General features: G+C 59.8%; 17 protein-coding genes. 6 read left to right on the forward strand and 11 right to left on the reverse strand.

Annotation, left to right across the window (positions count from 1 at the left end; translation table 11 throughout):
• Nucleotides 1-4 precede the first annotated feature (4 nt).
• The 4 genes from speC to EFB14_RS10595 all read right to left on the reverse strand — a co-directional run bounded on the left by speC (nt 5) and on the right by EFB14_RS10595 (nt 6,258).
• Complete coding sequence (gene speC / locus EFB14_RS10580) at nt 5-2,368, reverse strand: ornithine decarboxylase (protein ID WP_126825102.1); 2,364 nt, start codon at nt 2,366-2,368, stop codon at nt 5-7.
• Nucleotides 2,365-4,626, reverse strand: coding sequence for an Orn/Lys/Arg family decarboxylase (locus EFB14_RS10585; protein ID WP_125842932.1), 2,262 nt, complete (start codon nt 4,624-4,626; stop codon nt 2,365-2,367). The genes speC and EFB14_RS10585 overlap by 4 nt, the downstream gene beginning before the upstream one ends.
• A gap of 155 nt (nt 4,627-4,781) precedes the next feature.
• A complete protein-coding gene (locus EFB14_RS10590; RefSeq protein WP_125842930.1) occupies nt 4,782-5,711 on the reverse strand; it encodes a cation diffusion facilitator family transporter in 930 nt (309 codons plus the stop codon).
• Nucleotides 5,712-5,910: 199 nt separating this feature from the next.
• Nucleotides 5,911-6,258: a hypothetical protein gene (locus EFB14_RS10595; protein ID WP_126825322.1), complete on the reverse strand. Its 348-nt coding sequence runs from the start codon at nt 6,256-6,258 to the stop codon at nt 5,911-5,913.
• 318 nt (nt 6,259-6,576) lie between these two features.
• Between EFB14_RS10595 and EFB14_RS10600 the strand changes: the two genes are divergently transcribed.
• Nucleotides 6,577-7,947 (forward strand): amino acid permease, encoded by a 1,371-nt coding sequence (locus tag EFB14_RS10600; RefSeq protein ID WP_126825105.1) that lies wholly within the window; start codon nt 6,577-6,579, stop codon nt 7,945-7,947.
• Between the two features lie 120 nt (nt 7,948-8,067).
• Here EFB14_RS10600 and arcC read toward each other — a convergent pair whose 3' ends face one another.
• The 4 genes from arcC to EFB14_RS10620 form a co-directional block, all read right to left on the reverse strand.
• Nucleotides 8,068-9,006 carry a carbamate kinase gene (arcC, locus tag EFB14_RS10605; protein ID WP_125842926.1) on the reverse strand — a complete coding sequence of 313 codons (939 nt, stop codon included), beginning with the start codon at nt 9,004-9,006 and terminating at the stop codon, nt 8,068-8,070.
• 1 nt (nt 9,007) lies between these two features.
• Nucleotides 9,008-10,012, reverse strand: a complete 1,005-nt coding sequence (locus EFB14_RS10610) for an ornithine carbamoyltransferase (protein WP_125842924.1) — start codon at nt 10,010-10,012, stop codon at nt 9,008-9,010.
• Between the two features lie 37 nt (nt 10,013-10,049).
• Nucleotides 10,050-11,279 (reverse strand): arginine deiminase, encoded by a 1,230-nt coding sequence (gene arcA / locus EFB14_RS10615; RefSeq protein ID WP_125842922.1) that lies wholly within the window; start codon nt 11,277-11,279, stop codon nt 10,050-10,052.
• A gap of 147 nt (nt 11,280-11,426) precedes the next feature.
• Nucleotides 11,427-11,705 carry a hypothetical protein gene (locus tag EFB14_RS10620; protein ID WP_376772312.1) on the reverse strand — a complete coding sequence of 93 codons (279 nt, stop codon included), beginning with the start codon at nt 11,703-11,705 and terminating at the stop codon, nt 11,427-11,429.
• Nucleotides 11,706-12,089: 384 nt separating this feature from the next.
• Between EFB14_RS10620 and EFB14_RS10625 the strand changes: the two genes are divergently transcribed.
• From EFB14_RS10625 to EFB14_RS10635, 3 genes are all read left to right on the forward strand, one after another.
• Entirely contained in the window at nt 12,090-13,340 is a 1,251-nt protein-coding gene (locus EFB14_RS10625; RefSeq protein WP_126825108.1) for a sensor histidine kinase, read from the forward strand.
• Complete coding sequence (locus EFB14_RS10630; protein ID WP_126825111.1) at nt 13,306-13,974, forward strand: response regulator transcription factor; 669 nt, start codon at nt 13,306-13,308, stop codon at nt 13,972-13,974. The genes EFB14_RS10625 and EFB14_RS10630 overlap by 35 nt, the downstream gene beginning before the upstream one ends.
• Nucleotides 13,975-14,065: 91 nt before the next feature.
• The gene (locus EFB14_RS10635; protein ID WP_126825114.1) at nt 14,066-15,841 is read left to right on the forward strand and encodes a hypothetical protein; all 1,776 of its coding nucleotides are present in this window, start codon (nt 14,066-14,068) and stop codon (nt 15,839-15,841) included.
• 65 nt (nt 15,842-15,906) lie between these two features.
• Here EFB14_RS10635 and EFB14_RS10640 read toward each other — a convergent pair whose 3' ends face one another.
• Nucleotides 15,907-16,866 (reverse strand): hypothetical protein, encoded by a 960-nt coding sequence (locus EFB14_RS10640; RefSeq protein ID WP_126825117.1) that lies wholly within the window; start codon nt 16,864-16,866, stop codon nt 15,907-15,909.
• A gap of 157 nt (nt 16,867-17,023) precedes the next feature.
• Here EFB14_RS10640 and EFB14_RS10645 point away from each other — a divergent pair, with 157 nt between their 5' ends.
• Entirely contained in the window at nt 17,024-17,668 is a 645-nt protein-coding gene (locus tag EFB14_RS10645; RefSeq protein WP_125842912.1) for a helix-turn-helix domain-containing protein, read from the forward strand.
• Nucleotides 17,669-17,747: 79 nt separating this feature from the next.
• Nucleotides 17,748-18,098: a hypothetical protein gene (locus EFB14_RS10650; RefSeq protein ID WP_125842910.1), complete on the forward strand. Its 351-nt coding sequence runs from the start codon at nt 17,748-17,750 to the stop codon at nt 18,096-18,098.
• 28 nt (nt 18,099-18,126) lie between these two features.
• Here EFB14_RS10650 and EFB14_RS10655 read toward each other — a convergent pair whose 3' ends face one another.
• Together EFB14_RS10655 and EFB14_RS10660 are read right to left on the reverse strand one after the other, a co-directional pair.
• Nucleotides 18,127-20,064 carry a mechanosensitive ion channel family protein gene (locus EFB14_RS10655; protein ID WP_126825120.1) on the reverse strand — a complete coding sequence of 646 codons (1,938 nt, stop codon included), beginning with the start codon at nt 20,062-20,064 and terminating at the stop codon, nt 18,127-18,129.
• Between the two features lie 11 nt (nt 20,065-20,075).
• A complete protein-coding gene (locus EFB14_RS10660; protein ID WP_126825123.1) occupies nt 20,076-21,287 on the reverse strand; it encodes an alpha/beta hydrolase in 1,212 nt (403 codons plus the stop codon).
• Nucleotides 21,288-21,510 lie beyond the last annotated feature (223 nt).

The following is a 21,510-nucleotide window of genomic DNA, read 5'->3' on the forward strand; positions in this document are numbered from 1 at the left end:
GCGTCTACTCGCGCACGACATATGTGTGGAATTTGATCCGCCCGCCGATCCTTTCCTGGAACACGCCCTGGACTTCGTAATTGAACCCCGGAAATCGGTTGAAAGACTCTTCGAAAGCCAGGAAATAGTCCCGCATCGGGCGCGCCCTGTCGTCCCAGCGCTCGCCGGGAACGATCACGCCGATCCCTGGCGGATAGATCAGCGCCAGCGTTGCCGAAATGCGGCCGGCAGCCTGCGTCAGCGGCACATAGTCGACATCGTTGGCGACCAGCGCTTCATAGGCCTGCTTGGGAGCGATAGCCGGTTCCGGAAAACTTTCGGAGCGGAAGCAGAGACGCTGCAGCTCTTTGACGCCCGCCTCGCGATAGAAGGAATGCATCTCGCGGCAGACCTGGCGGACCGTATAGCCGGCATAGCGCTCTCGATTGGCCGCAAAGACGGTCGGCAGCACCTCCTGCAGCGGTGCGTCGCGATCCCAGAGATTCTTGAACTTGACCAGCTTGGCGACGAGCGTGTTCAGCTTGCTCTCGTCCTCCGCCGGCGTCAGCAGGAAGAGAAGACTGTTGAGATCGCATTTTTCCGGCACGACCCGCTGTTCGCGCAGATAGTTGGCGACCACAGTCGCCGGAATGCCGAACTCGCGATATTCGCCGGTCTTGCGGTCGATGCCGGGTGTCAGCAGCGTAAGCTTGTTGGGATCGACCATCGTATATTCAGGCGCATATCCGGCAAAGCCGTGCCACTTTGCCTGCGGATCGAACCGCCAGCATTGCTGCTCGCGCTTGAGCACGTCCGTGGACACATCCTCCCACCGCACGGCTTCAAGGTCGTTGGTATGTTTTGAGCCCGAAATGGTGACCTTGTCCGGCACGAAAGGATCGAAGAACCATTTCTCTTCTGCGCCTGCGGCCTTGGTTTCGTAGTGCTCAACGAAACCGCGCAGCTTCTTGCGAACTTCGATCCCAAGCTCGATGCAGCGGTCCCAGAGCATCTCACCCGCCTGGCCCTCGTGCACCTTGGCGTTGACGTCAAGCGAGGCGAAGAGCGGATAGAAGGGAGAGGTCGAAACATGCATCAGCAGCGATTCATTGAAGCGCTTGTGTTCGACGAACCGGCGCTGGCCCTTGATATGTTCGTCGCGTTTGTGGATCTGAGAAGCCTGGGAGAAACCGGCGCCCTGCTTGTGCACGGACTGCGTTGAGAACAGTCCCGGCATATCCGCCCGCAGGTCTTTCAGCCGCATTGGGCTGTGGCCCTCGAAGAGCGGATGGAAGGCGTTGTAGCCGATCCAGGCCTCGTCCCAGAGCACATAGTCGCAGAGATGGCCGATCTTCTCCATCACCTGTCGCACATTGTAGATCGTGCCGTCATAGGTCGCGAGCTGGATGCAGGCCAGGCGGAAAGGCCTTTCAGCGCTCGCGCGGCTCTTATCGGTGATGAGCGGATGTTCCTGTATCTTTTGCCGCAACCAAGCCTCGTCCCAGGCTGCCCAGTCGACAGCCCCGATCATGCCGAAGGAATTGCGGGCCGTCGGCAGATAGATTGGGATGGCGCCAGCCTGCACGAGCGCGCCCTGATGCAGGGATTTGTGATTGTTGCGATCGAAAAGCACGAGATCGCCGCTTCGCAGCACCGCATTGGCGACCACCTTGTTGGAGGTGCTCGTGCCGTTGAGAATGAAATAGGTGCGATCCGCACCGAAGATGCGCGCCGCCTGCTTCTGTGCCTCGACGGCAGGGCCTTCATGGATGAGGAGGTCGCCGAGATCGACATCGGCATTGCAGAGATCGTTGCGGAAAATGCTCTCTCCGAAATATTTGAAGAAGAGCTGGCCGGCCGGCGACTTCCGATAGAACTGGCCGCCCTGATGCCCCGGGCAATCGAAGGCGATATTCGCCTCGCCGTCATAGGCCATCATGCCGCCGAAGAAGGGTGGCAGCAAAGACTTGCCGTAATTGATCGCACTGGACACGATCTGCTTGGCATAGAAGGTCGGCGTCTGCTGGCCGAGATAGACGAAGCCATCCACCTCGCCGGCCATCTCGACGACATCCATATCCGCAATCGTCAGCGTATCCGCCATTGCCCAAATTGGCGTGCGAAAACCGATATCTCTCACGGATCGAAGGAAGCTGCGCGCCGCCGGCAGCTTGCCGCCCTCGACCGATCCGATGTAGGCGCCGACGTCAGCATCCTCAGATGCATCAGCGGAATAGTCGTTGCGTAGTTCTACATGGAAACCCTGGGCGGTAATCTGTGCCACCAGTTCCTGGGCCTGAGAATTATCACGGTCGATGACGGCCACGATCTTCAGCATCTTGTGAAACGGTATGGCGACCGTCGGAGATTTTACATCGCGCGGGATCATTCCTGCTCCTCCCCTGCAATGCAATCGACAAGATAGCGGCGACCGCCGTCACCGGGCGCGAAGCGAAGGCCGTGGATGTCGGTCTCGAAACCGGGGAACTTCCGGTCGAAATCACGGGCGTACAGCAGATAGTCCTGAATGGACTTCGTCGACTGGGTAATCCGCTCGCCCGGCATGATCAGCGGAATTCCCGGCGGATAGGGTACGATCATCACGGCAAGGATGCGGTCCATGAGATTGTCGATCTCGACACTCTCGATCCGGCCCTTGACCAGCCTGTCGTAGGCATCTGCCGGACGCAGCGCCATTTCGGGTAAGACCGTGTACATCTCGCGCTGTGCCTTCGGCACATCGTCCTTGCGATAGATCGAATGAATCTGTTCGCAGAGATCTTTCAGCCCCATGCCGGCATAGGCTTCCGGATGTCCAGCGGCGAGCGCCGGCAGCGCTCGGGTCAAAGGCGCATTGGCGTCATAGAGATCTTTGAAGTTGAGGAGTTCGGTGACGAGCGTGCTCCATTTGCCGCGGGTAATGCCCATCGAGAAAAGCACCAGAAAGGAATAGAGGCCGGTCTTTTCAATCTCGATGCGTCGCGACGACAGGAACTTGGTAATGACGGCGGCCGGTATGCCATGCTCGTCCATGACGCCGCTTGCCGAGAGGCCCGGCGACAGGATGGTGACCTTGATCGGGTCGACCATGACGTGGTTTTCGGCAAGGGCGGTAAATCCATGCCAGGCATCATCAGGCTTCAGAACCCAGTCGGCATGGGTATCGCTCGGCGTCTGCTCGGCAACCGCCGGCTCCCAGACATCGAACCACCAGCTGCCATCCGTCTGTTGCCTCATCGTGTTCATCGCCCGGCGGAAGCTGATCGCCTCGTCGATCGTCTCCTGCACCAACGCGCGCCCGGCAGGCTGCTCCATCATTGCGGCTGCGACATCGCAGGAGGCAATGATGCCGTATTGCGGCGAGGTCGAGGTGTGCATCATGAAGGCTTCGTTGAAGCGGGTGACGTCGAGACGCTTGTTCTTGGCATGCTGGATATGGATCATCGAGGCCTGCGAAAGAGCGGCGAGCAGCTTGTGCGTCGAGTGCGTGGCAAAGGTGATGGCGTTCTGCGATCGGGTGGGCAGGTTCGACGAGATGCCGTGGAAGCCATCGTAGAATTCATGGAAATTGGCATATGCGTACCAGGCCTCGTCGAAATGCAGCACCTCGACTGCGTCGCCGAGCGATGCCTTGATCGCATCGACATTGTAGCAGAGGCCGTCATAGGTCGAATTGGTGATGACCATCAGCCGGACCTTGCCGCTCGTCTGCCCGGCAAAGGGGCTCGCGGAAATCTTCTGCGCGATTGCCTCGGGCGTGAACTGGTCCTTCGAGATCGGGCCAATGATGCCGAGCCCGTTGCGCGACGGCGTGAGATAGATGGGTGTTGCGCCCGTCATGATCAGCGAGTGCAGGATGGACTTGTGGCAGTTGCGGTCGCACAGCACCAGATCGCCGCGCCCGACCATGCCATGCCATACGATCTTGTTTGCCGTCGACGTGCCGCCGACCACAAACAGGGTCTCGTCCGTGCCAAAGATGCGTGCGGCATTGCGCTCGCCCTCGGCGATCGGCCCGACATGATCCAGCAGCGAACCGACGCTGCCGACCGATACGGAGATATCGGATCGCAGCGTGTTTTCACCGAAGAAAGTATAGAAGAGCTGGCCGACGGGGCTCTTGCGGAAAGCGACACCGCCGCCGTGGCCGGGCGTATGCCAGGAATAGGCGCCCTCGAGCGTGTAGTCCATCAGCGCCTTGAACATCGGCGGCGGCAGCTGGTCGAGATAGTTGCGGGCAGCCTGCGCTATGGCGCGCGCCATGAATTCCGCCGTATCCTCGAACAGCCGAAAGAAGGCGTTGGCGTGGCGCAGCACCCCGGCGGGGACGTCTTCCGCGGTCGTATCATCGCCAAAGAGGAAAATCGGCAGGCGGTCGTTCCTCTGCCGCTTTGCGGCCAGCACCTCTCCCAATAGCTGCCAGCGCGTGGTCTTGTCCTCGGTCCCGTCGACGGAAACCAGCCAGCAGGATTCGGTGTTGAAGATATGCACGAGGCGCCGCGCATCCTCGTAGGAAACGCCGGAGACGATCCGGAAGCCTTCCTTTTCGATTGCGGCCGCCAGATCGCGCATGCCGCGTCCGGCAGCGCTCTTGCCATCAAAGTCCTCGTCGATAACGGCTATCGGAAATGCCTTCTGGAATTCCATGCGTTCCTCCGGAAACCGAGGGCCAAAGGCCGTGACCGCTCTGCAGCGATGCGCATCTCAGCTGGAGGGATCGTACATGACGGGTGGTGCACCGTCGTTGATTGCAATCAACGTGAGGCAAAGCATTTCGATATCGGTGGAACGCTGATGCCGGCCTATTCGGCCCATTCCGCATCGGCCGTGAAGGCAATCGTCAGCCAGCGATTGGCGCTCTCGTCTCCGATCGCGGCCCCTATCTCGTCGCGGAGTGCGTCCCATTCCTCTACAGTCTTTGCCGGAAGTCCTTCCGGCACGATGAAGTAGAGTTCGATCTGCATTGCGCGACCGACCCGGGCGACATAGGCGCGGTGCGAAAGGAAGCCGAGGCGGCGAACCGTTTCCGAGGCGACGCGGTCGACATGCTCCTGAAGGTCGACAGGGGCGATCAGCAGGATCTCGCTCAACGCCCTCCAGACGGTGCCGATCGGAAGCGGGATCATGACCAGGCAGACCAGCGCCAGAACCGCGGGGTCCATATAGCTGGCGACCCATGCGACCGGCGTCGCCTGCACGGCCATGCCGATCAGAAATGCAATCAGCAGCGCTAACGCGATGCCGCCGGACATGATCCAGGCCTTGATGTCCAGCGAGATGAAATCGGATTTGATGCTGGCGTTCAGCCTAATGCCAAGGAAAGCCATAGCGGCGCAGACAAGCAGGGTCGCCGCGGAATAGGCGACCGCCATGCCGAATTGCAGTTCGTGGCCACCGCTCAGGATGCTAATGACCGCGCTGATCAGCGCATAGACGGCGACCGTCATCAGCAGGCAGCCATTGAGCATCAGCACGATGGGCTCCAGATGCCAGAAGCCCATGGTAAAGCGGTTTCGGATTCTGCCCGACCGTGCGTCGCTCTGCGTCGATTGTATGATCAGGCTGGAAACCCAGAGCGCTAGCCCGGTCATCGCCGCATCGGCCAGCGAATAAACGCCGTCGAAAGCGATGGAGAACGATCCGGAAAGAATGCCGAAAACCACGCCGAGTGTAGCGACCACAACCGTCGCCGCGATCGAGATTCTGAGAAATCCCTGCTCGTCTAACCTCATTGCCCCCGCCTCCGACACCCTTCGTTCCAATCGTTTTATGCTGATCGTGAAGGGGAGACGAGGTGTGAAACGGGGTGGTTTTGCTTTTATCCGTTGCCGGCCGCAGTCGCGCTATGGCAGCCGGCCGGTCATCCGGTGGACGAGCAGGCAAGGCCGCGCAGAGCTGCCCAGCCTGAAATTTACCCGGAACAGATGCCGCTCATTTTGTATAGAAGGTCATGTTGCCGTTGCGTGCCCGCGAGACCCATTCGATGTCGTTCGCGGTAAGCTTCTTGGTCTTGAGTTGGGCTGTAAGCCATTTGTTCGCACGAATTGCGTCTCTGATGGCTTTGACATGTTCTTCACTTCCCTGCTTAGGGTGTGAGCCGGTCTCCGAAAAATCTGCCACCCTGTAGCTAACGATGGTGAATCGTCTGTCGTGATAAGTTCGCACCGCCTCCGGCAGATTCTCACTCCAGTTCATTCTCCGATATTCGCGTCGAGTCTGCTGGGCCTCGACCGGGGCAATTCCGGCGGCGGCAGTCAATACGGCAAGTCCAATGATCATGGCCATCTTCATCGCTCTAACTCCCGAGAACCAAATGATGTTCATTTGGGGAAGATAGCTCATGCACCGAAGCCAGGCATTGAGTACGATCAATCGCCTCGCGTCTGCTGGACGTGAGCTGAAGCACGATGCGGAAAAGCGGGAGCGGTTTTCGAGCGACATCATGCTTCAGCTCTTTAATCCAGGCCATCCCAACAGGGTCACCCACTACGCATTGAACCGGATTGCGGCGTCTATTCTTTGGGAGGAAGATTGCCTCCGGGAACAGATGTCCGAGACGATATCGGCGTCGGAAAGGATGTTTTCGGGGAGGGGACCATGACAACGTCGCCAAATGGCAAGAGCCTGGGACTTGCTGCCTGCACCGCCATCGTGGTGGGAAACATGGTCGGGTCGGGCTTTTATCTTTCGCCGGCCGCCGTCGCGCCCTATGGCAACCTCGCAATTATCGTCTGGATCATCATGGGCGCCGGCGCGATCTGCCTCGGCCTCACCTTTGCGCGCCTGGCGCGCCTCGTGCCCGCTGTTGGCGGCCCCTATGCCTATACGAGGCTCGCCTATGGCGATTTCGCCGGCTTCCTGATTGCCTGGGGCTACTGGATTTCCATCTGGACGTCGCTGCCGGTCATCGCCATTGCCTTTGCCGGCGTAATGGTCGATCTCTTCCCCGCTCTCGCCAACCGCTTCGCCGCGACCGTGCTGACGCTTGGCGTGATCTGGGCGATCGTGCTCGTCAATCTCCGCGGCGTTCATGCGGCGGGCGTCTTTGCGCAGGTCACCACCTATGCCAAGCTGCTTCCCTTCGGCGCCGTCGCCATTATCGGCCTTCTCTTCATCGACACCTCGCATTTCTCCGAATTCAATCCGAGCGGACAATCGCTGTTGCAGTCGGTAGCAACTCTGGCGCCACTGACGATGTTCGCCTATCTAGGACTGGAATCGGCGACCGTGCCTGCAGGCGATGTCGAGAATGCCGAACGGACCATCCCCCGTTCGACCGTGCTTGGCATCTCGATCGCCGCGGCCCTCTATCTCCTGGGCACTATTGTCGTGATGGGCCTCCTGCCGCGCGAACAGCTCGTTCGTTCGGTTGCGCCATTCTCCCAGGCCGCGGGGGTCATGTGGGGACGGCCCGGCGAGCTGGCGATCTCGGTTGCTGTGCTGCTCTCCTCGATCGGCGCTCTCAATGGCTGGACCTTGCTGATGGGGCAGGTTCCGATGGCGGCTGCCCGGGACGGGCTGTTTCCGCCGCTTTTTGCGAGACTCTCCCCGCGCGGCGTGCCGGCATGGGGCATGATCGTCTCAGCCACGTTCGCAACGCTTTTGGTGCTCGTCCAGGCGATCGGCTCCGAAGGTTTCGCGGCCGTCTACCGGCTCATGGTCGGGTTGAGCACCATGGCCGCCGTCATTCCCTATGCCTTCTGCTCGCTTGCCAGAAGCCTCATTGCGGGTGTCGCCCATGGGCGAATGCCGCGGGTGAGCGCAATCGAGATCATCGCCTTCGTCTTTGCAATCTTCACCCTCTACGGCTCCGGTGCCGAACCGGTGCTCTATGGTCTCGTACTCTTGATGCTCGGCATCCCGGTCTATGTCTGGCAAAAACGAAATGCAGCTGGCGCCACAGACAAGGAGACGGCAGCAGCGAGCGCGGTACCGCGCCCGCTGCCGCCTCAGGATAGGTTTGCTTGAAGGGTCAGGATCGGACGGTTAGAGCGGTTCACCTTTTCATGGAAACGCAGAACCGCTCTAACCTCTTTTTTTGACGCAATTCCGGACGGAAAACCGCTTCGCACTTTTCCCGGAATTGCTCTAGGTGTGCCAGCTCAGGCCGGCAAAATTTTCACTGATGATCGTTCCGCGTTCGCCGCGCACCAACCCCGCGATGTCGGCGAGGGCTCCGATGGCCGCGGTCTTGCCGCTGGCCCGCGCAAAATGGCAGGCGGCATCGACCTTCGGGCCCATCGACCCGGCCGGGAAGGAAAACTGCTTGAAGTCGTCGGGACGGGCCTGATGGATCGCCTTCTGGGACGGCTTGCCCCAGTCGGTGCAGACGGCCTCGGCATCGGTCGCCATGATCAGGAGATCGGCATAAAGCTCGCGGGCCAGAAGCTCCGAGCATAGGTCCTTGTCGATCACGGCTTCGACACCGATCAGCTTCCGGTCGCTGCCCTTTTCGTACATTGTCGGAATGCCGCCGCCGCCCGCACAGATGACGATGGTGCGCTGTTCCAGCAGCCAGCGGACCGGACGGATCTCGAAAATGCGTTTGGGCGCCGGCGAGGCGACGACACGCCGCCATTTTTCGCCATCCTGCTTGAACCCCCAGCCTTTTTCCTTGGCGATCCGGTCAGCCTCGGCCTTCTCATAGACGGGGCCGACGAACTTTGTGGGGTTCTGGAAGCCCGGATCGGCCGCATCGACCTCCACCATGGTCAGCAGCGTGGCCAAAGGCTGCTCGAACGGCAGGAGATTGCCGAGCTCCTGCTCCAGCATGTAACCGATCATGCCCTCGGTCTCGGCGCCGAGAACATCGAGCGGATAGGCTTCCTCGGGCTTGTAGGCCGCCCCCTGCAGCGCAAGCAGCCCGACCTGCGGCCCGTTGCCGTGTGTTATGACCAGCTCGTGTTCAGCGGCCAGGGGCGCGATCGCCCGGGCTGCGGTGCGCGCATTTCGCCTCTGTGTATCGGCAGTCATAGGCTCCCCGCGCCGAAGAAGCGCATTGCCGCCCAGCGCAATGACGACACGCATGTCAATCTCCCAAGGTAGCCACAAGCAGGGCTTTGATCGTATGCAGGCGGTTTTCCGCCTGCTCGAAGGCGACATTGGCCTCGGACTCGAAGACGTCGTTCGTGACTTCGAGGCCGTTCGCCATGCCGTAGTCTTCGGCGATCTGCTTGCCAAGCGTGGTTTCGGTATCGTGGAACGCCGGCAGGCAATGCATGAACTTGGTCTGCGGATTACCGGTCGCTTTCATCAGGTCCTGATTGACCTGGTAGGGGGTGAGCAGCTTGATGCGTTCACGCCAGACATCTTTTGGCTCGCCCATCGAAACCCAGACATCCGTGTGGATGAAATCGACGTCCTTGACGGCTTCTTTGGGATCCTCGGTGACCAGCAGGCGTGCGCCCGAGGCCTTCTGCAGATCCTTGGCGATCTTCATGTATTCCTCAGACGGCCACAGCGATCTCGGGCCGCAGATGCGCACATCCATGCCGAGCAGGCAGCCGACGATCAGCAGTGAATGCCCCATATTCGAGCGCGTGTCCCCGACATAGGCATATTTGATGGCGGTGATCGGCTTATCGCTGTGTTCACGCATGGTCATGACGTCGGCAATCATCTGTGTGGGATGATATTCATCCGTCAGGCCGTTATAGACGGGCACTCCGGCGTAACGTGCCAGCGTCTCAACGCCCTTCTGCGCGGAGCCGCGATATTCGATCGCATCATACATACGGCCGAGCACCCGCGCCGTATCCTTGAAGGATTCCTTATGCCCGATCTGCGAGCCTGACGGGTCGAGATAGGTGACGTTGGCGCCCTGGTCCGAGCAGGCGACCTCGAAGGCGCATCTCGTTCTCGTCGAGGTTTTCTCGAAGATGAGGCAGATTTCCTTGCCTTTCAGGTGCTCCTGCTCGGTGCGGGCATATTTGGCCCGTTTCAGATCGCGGGCGAGATCGAGGAGATAGCGGAACTCCCGCGGGGTGTAATCCTGCACGGTCAGAAGTGAGCGATTGCGCAGATTGAAGCTCATTGTCTTGCTCCGTCGGTCCGGTTCGTGGATGGAAACGTCAGTAAGCAGGGTCGCGCCAGATGGGGCATGTCATGCAATGTCCGCCACCACGGCCGCGTCCGAGTTCGGAGCCGCGAATGGTGATGACCTCGATCCCCGCCTTGCGCAGCAGCGTATTCGTGTAGGTGTTGCGGTCGTAGGCGACGACGACGCCGGGCTCGAGCGCGACGACATTGTTGCCGTCGTCCCATTGCTCGCGTTCGGCCTGATAGGAATTGCCGCCTGTTTCGACCGTGCGTAATAGCGGCAGATCGAGTGCTTCGGCGACGACATCGAGCATCGGCTGGCTTTCGGGATGGATCTCGAATGTGCCGTCGTCGTCTTTCGGATACATGCTGTAGCAGCGGATCTGATCGACGACCTCGGCAAACAGCGTGACGACATCGCGATCGCAAAAGCTGAAAACGGTGTCCAGATGCATTGCCGCACGGCTCTTCGGCATCAGGCAGCCGATCACCCTCTTTGCGGCCTTGTTCCTGAATAGCGCCTGCGCGACCTGGCCGACGGCCTGATAGGTCGTACGCTCGCCCATGCCGATTAGAACCGTGCCGTTGCCGATCGGCATGACGTCGCCTCCCTCCATCGACGCATTGGCGAACTGATGGTCTGAATCGCCCCACCAGATCTGGAAATCGCCGCCGAGGAAGATTGGATGAAACTTGTAGATCGCACGCTGGATCAGCGTTTCCGCGCGTCTTGCCGGCCAGAACATCGGGTTGCAGGTCACGCCGCCGTAAATCCAGCAAGAGGGGTCGCGCTGGAATAGCGTGTTCGGAATCGGCGGGATGACGAAATCCGTTTCCGGCAAGGCGCTGAGCATCAGCGACTTCGCCTTGACCTCAGGCAGGTCGGAGATTGCGATGCCGCCGATCATGAATGCGGCAAGCTGCGCGGGCGGCATTTCGTCAAGCCACGGTCGCATCGCCTCGGCGATCTGCGAGCCGAGCACATTCGGGGTGATGCGCCGGTCCAATATGAAATCGCGCGCCTGTTTGTTGGCAAGCGCCTGGCCAAGCAAGTCGTGGAGCTCGAGAACTTCAACGCCCCGTTCCTGCATCTTCAGCACAAAATCAAAGTGATCTTTCTGAGCCTCATGTACCCATAGGACATCGTCAAAAAGCAGATCATGGCAGTTGGCAGGCGTCAGGCGCTGATGAGCCAGAGACGGCCTGCAAACCATGACGGTTCTCAATTTCCCGATCTCCGAGTGAACCCCGAAACCACGCATGTGGTCCTCCTTCCAGCTTTCCGGATCGCGGCCGCGCCGGCCGTTCTTCGAAAACCAGACTATTTCGGCCAGATCGGTCGTGTCATTGATCGCAGACAATCCACGGAGCAGTATGTTGCTGCCCTTCCGCCAGCCATGGGCGGGAGTTCATTGAAGACCTGAACCATCGCGTCGATGGATTTGCCATAGGCGCCAATGGGTAGGATGAATGTCGAGCGTGTCGCCGGTCACCGCATTGATCCAGCCATCGGGTAGACGCTGGCACGGGAAAACCAGGGCATGGACGCCTTCGTCGTCGATGACGGCGAGCTCTATATCCTGTTCGAACGGAGCTTCGACTGGCAATCGCCACATCACCAAACCCTCCCGACGATCCACCAGGTCAACCGGACATGAGGTGGTCATTCCGGCACGCCACTCGTCCATCCGGCATGTTTCGCCTGTCCGGCGATCAGCCGGAACTTGTGGGTCTTGTCTGCGGAAATAGATCCGACGAGCTATGGCCATCACTCGGTCGCCGATATTCCTTGCGGCTCCCCCGTCCACGGGTGACGGGGGCGTCTCAATCTTTTAGCTCCCTTAAACGGCCACTTGCCCTTTGTTTCTCACCATAGTGGAACAATGAGGCAGAGGCATTGAGCCGGATCAACGCCCGCCATGGGTTTGCGCCGAAAGGTTCGCTAGGGAAGACCAATAGAGGCTACGCGATACTACACGGATTAGCCGCCCAACGGTGGTATTGTGCAGTCATTCTGGAGGACAAAAGACGGTCCGTGGGCCAAGACTTCTCAAGGGACGGAGGAGACCATCATGTCCATCAAGATGCAGGCGCCGCGTGTCGTCGCCGAAGCCGGTTCCGCCGTCGCAGTCGTGGCAGGACAAGTCCCATCCGAAACGCCGCAGGCGGTGTCTCACGAGCCGGCGTGCGCTTTGCGCGAAGGAAATGGTGGGCTGCGGATGGACTGGATCCGGCAACTCCACGAACACATGCCGGACGCGGTGTTTTTTATCGATGACCGCCATAGAATTTCAGCCTGCAACAAGGCTGCGGTCGCCATGTTCGGTTATGAAGAGCGCGAATTGATGGGCCGAAAGATCGGCTTCATCTGGCATGCGACACCGAATGTTCAATTGAATGGGCGCTGGGCAGACCACGGGGCGGTGCGTGCCGGTCTGGCGATCACCAAGAGCGGAGTTCAATTTCCGACCGCCCTTACCATTATCAGGAAGCATGATGAAAAAGGCGTCTTCACTGCGGCGATTTTTGAGGACTTTCGAACCGAACGCGAGACTTTGCAGCAAGTTCAGGAGCTGCAGCATGAGATTGCCCGCCTTGCAAGAATGACTGAACTGGGCGAGATGGCGTCTACACTTGCCCATGAACTTTCCCAGCCACTGTCGTCTATCGCAGCCTATTCCGAGGGGTGCGGGCGCCTTGTCATGGGCAATCGTCGCCGGCGCGGTGAACAGCTTCGCGAAGCGCTGCTGGAAATTACGCAGCAGGCGCTCTGGGCAGGAAGTATCGTCCAGAACGTCAGAGAATTCGTAGAGCGTGGCGCTTCCGAGAGGAAACCGGAGGCGATGCACGAGCTGATCCATAGGGCGACAAGGCTCGCGCTCATCGGGGCGCGGCGAAAAGACCTTCGCACCGACTTTCGGCTCGAAGCATCGCAGAACACTGTCCTTGGAAACCGCGTTCAGATCGTGCAGGTGCTCACGAACCTCGTTCGCAACGCCCTAGAAGCGACCGAGTGTGTGGAGCAGCCCTCGATTGCGATCCGGACAACAGTAGACAATTCCTCGCATGTCGTTGTTGACGTGTCCGACAATGGCTGCGGAATTGCAGCCGAGATGGAAGAGTCGTTGTTTCTTCCCTTCGTGACCGGCAAGCCGCATGGCCTTGGTATGGGCTTGGCGTTGTCCAAGCGCATTATCGAGGCGCATGGAGGCCGCATAAGTGCGCGTAGAAGAACAGAGAATGGTTCAGTCTTCTCGTTCTCGCTTCCGCTGATGGAGACCGAAATCGATGACGAACGACCTTACGATCCATCTCGTCGATGACGAGGAGGTATTGAGACGATCTTTGACATTCTTGCTGGTATCGGCAGGTTTTGCCGTGCGAGCGCACAGCTGCGCAAAGGCATTCCTGGATATTCTGCCTCTTTCGGGTAGAAACTGCCTGGTGACGGATCTGCGCATGCCCGATGTCAACGGCATCGAATTGCTTCACCGTCTGCACCGGTTCAGCGCAGACGTTCCGGCGATCGTCATTACCGGCCAGGGCGATATCGCTGCAGCCGTTCAGGCAATGAAGGCGGGAGCGTCGGATTTCCTTGAAAAGCCCCTCAGGGAGGATGCATTGATCGCGGCGATCAATCTGGCAATGGGACAAAGGCGGCCAGGCAGCGCAATCGCCGATTCCGAAAGCGTCGCGGCACGAGTTCGTCAACTCACGGACCGCGAACATCAGGTTCTGAACGGCGTGCTCGATGGTTTGCAGAACAAGATGATCGCCTATCATCTCGGCATCAGCTCGCGCACGGTGGAGGTCCATCGCGCCAACGTCATGGCCAAAATGGGAGCTCGCAATCTTGCAGAGCTCATGCGCATGGCCATCGCCATCGACGCGGTCGAGCTGTCGACCGAAACCGGGCGGACCTTACCGGCTAGTCCCTGGCCAGCCTACGCCCGATAATTTGAAAAGTGATGCTTGCAACTGGAAGCCTCTGAGATATGATGATTTAGAAGATGCTTAAATAATTGCGTGATCAGTCGTAGGGGCGATCATGAGAAACGCAACAAAGATCGATGTATTCAGCAGTCTTGGACCGACGGCTGAGGAAATCTGCCGGCAAGTCGAGCGAATTCTCGCAAGTGAAGAGTTTCACGCGCCGAAGCGCGGGCGAAATTTTTTGGAATTTGTCGTCAGCGAGACGCTCGCTGGTCGATCAGGCTTCCTGAAGGCATTTACCATCGCAAATATGGTTTTTGGTCGGGAAGCGTCATTCGACCCGCAGAATGATCCGGTCGTCAGGATCGAGGCAGGCCGAATACGAAAGGCCCTCGAACGTTATTATCTCGTCGCCGGCCAGGCGGACGACGTGATTATTACGGTGCCGAAAGGCGGATATGTGCCGCATTTCGAATACACCCGCGATGCGTCGGTGCCGGTTCGGCCCGAAAAAGACGCGGAAAATCCGCGGATCGAAGAATTCGAGGATCAAGGTCATTCGCCTCAGGCGACGACCCCTCCGGCGCCGATCGCTCGTCATCTCGGAACCGGTCTGCTGGCCATCCTTCTTCTTCTCGCCCTTGCATCGGCATTTCTTGTGGCGGGAGGTGCCCGGATCAGGCCGCTGCCGCCGAAAGCCTCCCTTCCGACGGTTGCTGTCGAGGTTTTTGCAGAGAGCAGTTCCGTCGATTCCAGTTCGGATATCGCCCGCGGCCTGAGGGACGATCTTATCGGTCAGCTTGCCCAGCTCGATGACATCGTCGTGGTCGCCGATCCGCCGATGGGTGATCGTGCCACTGCTGCCGACTACGCGCTTCAGGGCAACGTCCAGACGGACGGAAGCCGGTTGCGCTCCGTTGCCAGGCTGGTGCGTCGGGCGGACGGGGCCGTCATCTGGGCCAATAATTTCGATGCCGATCTTCGCGCTCAGAATAAGCTCTGGATTCAATCAAACGTTGCCCGGCAAATCGCCGGCGCGGTAGCGCGGCCCCATGGCGCGATCTTTCAAGCCGAAACAGCCATGATCGCGCAGCCGGCGCAGAAAGCAGACCAGGATTCCCATGCCTGTATTCCGGCCTATTATAGCTATCTCCAGGCGATGACTGTCCAAAGCCATGGTGCAGTGCGCGAGTGCCTGCAACAGGCACTCCGGCGCACCCCGGATGATGCGACGTCATGGGCGCTCTTGTCTCTGGTCTATCTTGACGAAATTAGATTTCGCTACAAGCTCGGCACACCCTCTTCGGCCGAGCCCCTCGAATTGGCAACGGCTTCGGCACAGCGAGCGGCATCGCTGGCGCCGGATAATCCCCGCGTGCTTCGCGCCGTTATGCTGGTGAACTTCTTCCGGGGAGATATCGACAAGGCACTGGCGGCCGGGACGGCAGCCTATGCCGCAGATCCCGACGATGTGGAAGTTGCTGGCGAGTACGGCTTACGATTGGCGATGTCGGGAAAATGGCAATCGGGCTGCGAGTTGATATCGATGGCGCTTGACAAAAATGCCGGCCCCCGTGGCTATTACGAGGCGGGCATGGCGATGTGCGCCTTTATGAGGGGCGATATCGAAGCGGCGGAACAATGGTCGCGAATATCAGATCTCGACTGCAACCCCATGCGCCACCTTGCCTTGCTGTCTATTCTCGGAGCCGCGGGGAAGATGGACGAGGCCAAGTTGGAGCAGAATTGGCTCCAGTCCCACGCGCCGGCATTGATGACGAACATCCGCCAGGAGATTTCGCTGCGCCTGCAGCGCCCGGCGGATCAGGAAAGGTTCTTTGCGGGCCTGCGCGCCGCAGGGGTGGCCGTTGACCTGCCATCGGGAGGATAACGGCGCGAACGATCCCGGATGGACAGTCCCGCCGGCGATCTGAAGCGCGATCGCTTGCGATGCGGCTACGGAATCGGGCCTGCGCCGCCCAGTTTGTGGTCGCTTGAAATTTCCATAATGATTTGAGCGGCAATTTCGTCCTCGACATCGAGAATGGTTTGATCGCGCAGCGCGCGATCATATTGATTTGCCCAGACGACCGCGCCGTCGGCGCCGTTGATCAGGCGGACATGCAGATGAAGAACCGTGCCCTCGACAAGGGCGCTTCCCTGCAGACTGAACAGCGAGCCGGTCGACTCCATGCTGGGTCGATCGGGGGCAAGCACGACAAGGTTGTCCACTTTCATGAGCTTGGCGATCAGTTGATCGGCCAGCCCCTTGGCAAAATCTGCGCCGCGCGCAGTGCCGCCGAGGGCCGCGAAGGGTTCGACAACGATCCTGGTTTTGCTCTTCAACGTCGAGGCGGCAGCCGGCGGCGTTTCCGGCGGTGAGAGGTAGGATTCGAGCGGACGGATGAGGGCGAGTACCGCCATTGTGCCGAAGAGGGCGGGAATGCCGATCGGCAGGAGAAGATCGCGATATCGAATCGGTCGCTCATGCCCGGGATGGCTGCGCTTGTTCTCCTGAATTGGCGTATCGGGGGCCTCGACGGTCGAGGTGTCTTCATCGCTCGAAAAATGCGGAGCATAGCCCCCTTTGGGAATGGTGATTTGGATCGGGTCACTGCTTCCGCAGACGAGATAGTATCGTTCAAGGGCGCGACGGATGCGCCCCGCTTCGATACGGACAACCGGATCGTTCTGCGCATCGAAGGAGGCATCACGGCCGAACACCGCCTGTGCAATCGTAAAGGCCTTGAGCTGTCCGGCGTGCCCTTCAAGCGTCTCTTCCACAATATATTGCAGGAAGCGGCGCCCGCGTTCAGGCGCGAGAAATTCCGGACTTGCGAGTATACGATCAAGCTGCGCGCGAACGCTTTCGGTGTCTTGACGTGCCTGGCTGTCCCCTCCCTCTTCCGGTGCCATCTAGACCTCCCGCGATACCGCCGTATCACTCTCAAGGGGTGAGAGCATTATACACCCGCCGGCGATCGAGTGCTTCCGTAGCAATACGTAAGGGGTATCTCGAATACCGAAGCACGCAACGATTGCTTATGCTGGACGCGGATGGGGGACGACGCACATGCTCCAGGATCACGCGATCGGAAAATACACAACGGTTCCCGGCCACCACCATGGAACGGTTTCCGCGACAGCCAAAGATCAATCGATCAAACTCAGCGCCGACGAAACGATCTACAGCGAAGGCGAATACGCCCTTGCCATCTACCAGGTCGAAGCAGGCGCCGTGCGGATTTACCGCCTGACGTCGAACGGCCAGCGGCATATCCTATCCTTCTGCAGCAAGGGCGAATGGTTCGGGCTCGAAAACGGGAATGTCCGAACCGATTTTGCAGAAGCCATCTGCGAATCGCGCGTAAGGCCGTTTCGCACCAATCAGGACGCAGCCGTCCCAATCGATCTTTTGCGCATTGCCCTGACGAACCTGGCGAAGGCGCAATGCAAACAACTCATCATCAGCGAGCAAAGCGCCTTGAAGCGCCTTGCAGCCTTCGTTCAGGAGATGGCCGACCGCCATCCCGAGGATCCGGAATTCGATATGATGATGTCTCGCAGCGATATTGCCGACTATCTCGGGCTGACGGTGGAAACAGTTGCCCGCTCTTTTACCAAGCTCCGGGAAAAACGCATCCTTCGTCTTGCCGGCAAATCACAACGGATTGTTCGGCTTCTCGATCGCGATGCGCTCGTCGCCCTGACGATTTAGCAATGCAGAGTGTGACAGCGTCTCTTTGCGTGTCTGACGACACACGCGGCGCTGCAGGTCACGATAGAGGGATTGAACCATGACCCGCCGAAAATCGATCGCGTTGACCAAAAGGGTTCTTGCCAGCCTGGTCGCCGCCCTGACTCTGGTGCCAGTTTTTCAACTGCACGCCGTCCAGGCTGAGGACGATCCCTTCTCTCAGTTTCCGTTGGTCATCCATTGCAAGTACAACGAAACCTACCATGCCTTTTACATATCGCGTGTCTCGCACGACGGCGTGGCGACCTATGTCGCATCCGACCGGATCGCCGGCACGATCACGCTCGATGGAAAGGCAAAGGCAATCGGCGGCGCTGGCGGGGGCAGCTGTGTCGGCAAGACGCTGGTGGAGCTTCGTGCGTCGCAGCAGGCCTATGATCTGAAACCTTAGCGCCTTTAATCTGCCTTCGCCGGCCAGATCACTTCGCCGGCGTCGCCGCGTTTGCCGCCTGCTGCGCAAGGATCGCTTGAGCGGCCGCCGCGCCGCCGCCGCCCTTGTCGTCGCCTCCGACTTGCACCGTTGGCTGCGCGAATGCGATGCCGTTTGCCAGGAACACCTCCCGAATTTTGGCATAGGCCTTACGACGGATATAGGTCTGCATGCCCGGAACCGTGGTCATGGCGAAGCTCAACACGATGCCGTAGTCGCCGAACTGCTCGACGCCCTTCATTTTCAGCGGCTCGATGAAGTGCTGGCCGAGTTCCGGATCTTCCATCAGATCGGCTCCGACCTTCTTGGTCAGCTTGCGCGCCTTTTCTATGTCGGTATCGAACCCGACGGTGATCCTGAACTTGTCGATCACCCAGTCCCGGCTCATGTTCTCGACGGCACCCAACTCGCTGAACGGCACCGTGAACACCGGGCCGCGATGATGGCGCAGACGCACCGAACGGAGGCTGAAGCTCTCCACCGTCCCCTTATAGTCCTTGGCCTGGATGTATTCACCCACTCGGAAGGCGTCGTCGAGCATGTAGAAGACACCGTTGATGACGTCCTTGACCAAAGTCTGCGAGCCGAAACCGATGGCGACTCCGAAGATGCCCGCTCCCGCAATCAGCGGTCCGATCTGCACACCCATTTGCGCGAGCACGATCAACCCCGCCATGACCGCGACAGCGACGGCCAATGCATTGCGAAGGATAGGGAGAAGCGTCCGAAACCGCGCGCGTCGGGCGGCGTCGGCCGGTGCAAGTGATGTCGTGCTGGTCGATACGCGCAGAGTTCGGTCGATCCAGTTCCGCGCCACTTGCCAAAGAAGGTCGGCGACCACGAGAATCAGGACGCTCTTCAGGCCGCCGTAAAACAGAGCGGCGATCATCGGGTCGCGTTGACCCAACGTATCCGGATTGAGATGCCAGACGAGCGCCAGCCATCCCACGGCGAGCGCGATAACCGCGGCGCGCGCGCCGCGGGCGACCAGGATACCGCGCAGGCTGCCCGGATCGCTGGCGAGGGATAGTGCCATGCGGCCGACGGCATTCAGGACCGCCGGCAATACCAGCGCGTAGATGCCGATCCAGAACAGGCCCTTCATATTGAGGCACCAGACGAACCACAGGACGACGAGGAAGGCCGTTATCGCCGCTTTCCGGGCGCGGCTCCCTTCCCAGATCGACCACACGGCCTCGATGGCAAGAAGCAGTCCAATCACGGAGAAGCAGTAGCTGATGGCGTCGCTGACTTCAGGGGAAACGCCAAGCGGCTCGCCGACGGCTGCTGTCGCCATCGCAAAACTGATGAGCCCGAACAGGATCAAGAGCCTGATCCGCAGCGACGAGCGCATCGCCGCCGCGGACAGGAGTGCCGCCGCCAATCGAAACAGAATGAACGCCGAGAGATAGGCAAGGAGCGTCACCCGCGCGAGCGGCGGCCATTCGACCGCGAAAAAGACGATGCCCATCGCGCCGGCGAATATGCCGATTGGGACAAGCCGACCGAACAATGTCTCGCGACGCGCGGCAAACCTGCGATACACCGCCTCGGCGGCAAGACCAAAGGCGACCAGGCCGCCGAATATGACGAATGCGGGCGCATAGCCTCTGCCGGCGGCCTCGCGCCTTGCTCTTGTTGCCGCCGCCGACACCTCAGTGGGGATCGCCGGGATCGCCGCCAGAATCGCGTTCACACGCTCCCGCGCGCCGGCCTCCCACCTGGCCAAGGCCGAATTGCCGGCCGGTGAAACGGATGGCACGGACCCGCTCTCCTGCTTGCGGCTGTCAAGCCAGGCCTTCACCTCGGGATCCTGCAGCAGGCGCACGAGTTCGTCGATCTTCTGCTGAGGGCTCACCGGCGGCGTTTGCGCCAAAGCACTCAGCGCGAAGAGAAAAACGGCGGTGAAGGAAAAAAGCCATTTCAACCTGAAACTCCTCACTGCGTCAGCGGCTGTTGTTTCAGGTCGCCGTCGAGCATCTCGTTGGCGGATCGTGGCGGTCTCGTCCGCGTGACGGGCTGCTCGATGATCGCAACCGGCGCCGCGACGGCGGTGGCAGCTACGGTGCCGATATTTGCCGCCGTTCCGCCGATGACAGCCGTAATGCCCTGACCCAGTGTGGCCTTGGAATCGGTAAGGGTCTGGCCGGTCATAAGGCGCTGGCCGATGAGTTGGACAATCTCGGGACTTTCCGCAAATTTGCCGTGATTGAGCTTGTCGTTGGTCTTCACCTTCGTCAGGTCGATGGCGGTGATGCCGGCCTTTTCCAATTTCGAGGTGTAGGGCTCTTCAGCAGGATTGATCGCGCCGAGACGGGATACGCGCCCGGTGAGGAAGCTGGAGAATGCGAGAGCCTTGTCATCCTGGGAGACAAAGATCGTGAATTTCGGACGCGGCTCGCCCATCTCCACAAATTGTTTGGCGAAGACCTGAATGTCGATGTCGGGAGAGGCCAGGATAACATTGTGGATTTTCGAATTGACGTGGCCGTCGCGTATTCCCATCTGCCGTAGGGATTCCATGGCAAGCCAGGTTCCCATCGAGTGGGCCATGACGGTGATGTCCTTGACGTTGGGATCGGCCGCCAACGTGCGAAGCGCCTGCTCCAGCGCCGTGCGCGAATAGTTCGTACTTTCCTTGTCGTACTCGTAGGCGACGATTTCCGCTCGCGACGGCCAGGTGAACAGGAGGGGCGTCGCCTGCATCTTGCTGTCGTGCACGATCTGCGCCAGCCGGAAGACAGAATCCTCATAGGTGTTGTTGAAGCCATGAATGAAGACGAGTGCGTGCCCGCCGTTCACGTGCTGCCGGAACCAGACGCGGCCTTGCGCGATGGTGTCGATCTGCTGAACGTTCGTTACGGCAAAGTCGGTGGCAGGATCGGGGGGAACGCGTTTAGGCCACTGAACCGTGCCGGCTTCGCGCTTCGCCGGGATTGAAACAGAGATCTGGGTCAGATGTGGCTTTGAACTGCGCTCGCCGTTGAAGAGTGTGGCCGGGTTTCCCGAAGGCTCGCGGGTGGTCGCAACCAGCATGTCGACCCTTGATGTCGGCGGCGTCGACGATGAAATTGAAACCGGCGTCATCACGCCGCTCGGATGTCCGCAACTCGTCAGAAGAAGAAAAAGAGCCACGCTACGCTTTGCCATTCACACATCCAGCAATCGCTCAGGAGGAGGCTTTCGGAGCCGGAATACTAGCAGGTGGGTCTTAGTGGCGCCTGTAGCATCACGTAATATCTGTGCGCTTTTGAAAGCGATCGTTGCGCAGGCGCGGATAGGAGTCGCGTCCCGCACAGGCCGTCCGAGCGCAGCAAAAGGAAGCCGGCATTGGCGGCAGGTGTCGGATACGGTACGGCTTGCGGCTATCCGA

Origin of the sequence: Rhizobium fabae, assembly GCF_003985135.1 — a bacterium.
GTDB classification, from domain to species: domain Bacteria; phylum Pseudomonadota; class Alphaproteobacteria; order Rhizobiales; family Rhizobiaceae; genus Rhizobium; species Rhizobium pisi.

Coding starts and splice junctions, on each gene's coding strand:
- EFB14_RS10610 (WP_125842924.1), bottom strand. CDS start 10,012: ATGAGCTTCAATCTGCGCAATCGCTCACTTCTGACCGTGCAGGATTAC.
- EFB14_RS10620 (WP_376772312.1), bottom strand. CDS start 11,705: ATGGACGAGTGGCGTGCCGGAATGACCACCTCATGTCCGGTTGACCTG.
- EFB14_RS10630 (WP_126825111.1), top strand. CDS start 13,306: ATGACGAACGACCTTACGATCCATCTCGTCGATGACGAGGAGGTATTG.
- EFB14_RS10625 (WP_126825108.1), top strand. CDS start 12,090: ATGTCCATCAAGATGCAGGCGCCGCGTGTCGTCGCCGAAGCCGGTTCC.
- speC (WP_126825102.1), bottom strand. CDS start 2,368: ATGATCCCGCGCGATGTAAAATCTCCGACGGTCGCCATACCGTTTCAC.
- arcC (WP_125842926.1), bottom strand. CDS start 9,006: ATGCGTGTCGTCATTGCGCTGGGCGGCAATGCGCTTCTTCGGCGCGGG.
- arcA (WP_125842922.1), bottom strand. CDS start 11,279: ATGCGTGGTTTCGGGGTTCACTCGGAGATCGGGAAATTGAGAACCGTC.
- EFB14_RS10590 (WP_125842930.1), bottom strand. CDS start 5,711: ATGAGGTTAGACGAGCAGGGATTTCTCAGAATCTCGATCGCGGCGACG.
- EFB14_RS10600 (WP_126825105.1), top strand. CDS start 6,577: ATGACAACGTCGCCAAATGGCAAGAGCCTGGGACTTGCTGCCTGCACC.
- EFB14_RS10635 (WP_126825114.1), top strand. CDS start 14,066: ATGAGAAACGCAACAAAGATCGATGTATTCAGCAGTCTTGGACCGACG.
- EFB14_RS10595 (WP_126825322.1), bottom strand. CDS start 6,258: ATGATCATTGGACTTGCCGTATTGACTGCCGCCGCCGGAATTGCCCCG.
- EFB14_RS10585 (WP_125842932.1), bottom strand. CDS start 4,626: ATGGAATTCCAGAAGGCATTTCCGATAGCCGTTATCGACGAGGACTTT.
- EFB14_RS10645 (WP_125842912.1), top strand. CDS start 17,024: ATGCTCCAGGATCACGCGATCGGAAAATACACAACGGTTCCCGGCCAC.
- EFB14_RS10650 (WP_125842910.1), top strand. CDS start 17,748: ATGACCCGCCGAAAATCGATCGCGTTGACCAAAAGGGTTCTTGCCAGC.
- EFB14_RS10660 (WP_126825123.1), bottom strand. CDS start 21,287: ATGGCAAAGCGTAGCGTGGCTCTTTTTCTTCTTCTGACGAGTTGCGGA.
- EFB14_RS10640 (WP_126825117.1), bottom strand. CDS start 16,866: ATGGCACCGGAAGAGGGAGGGGACAGCCAGGCACGTCAAGACACCGAA.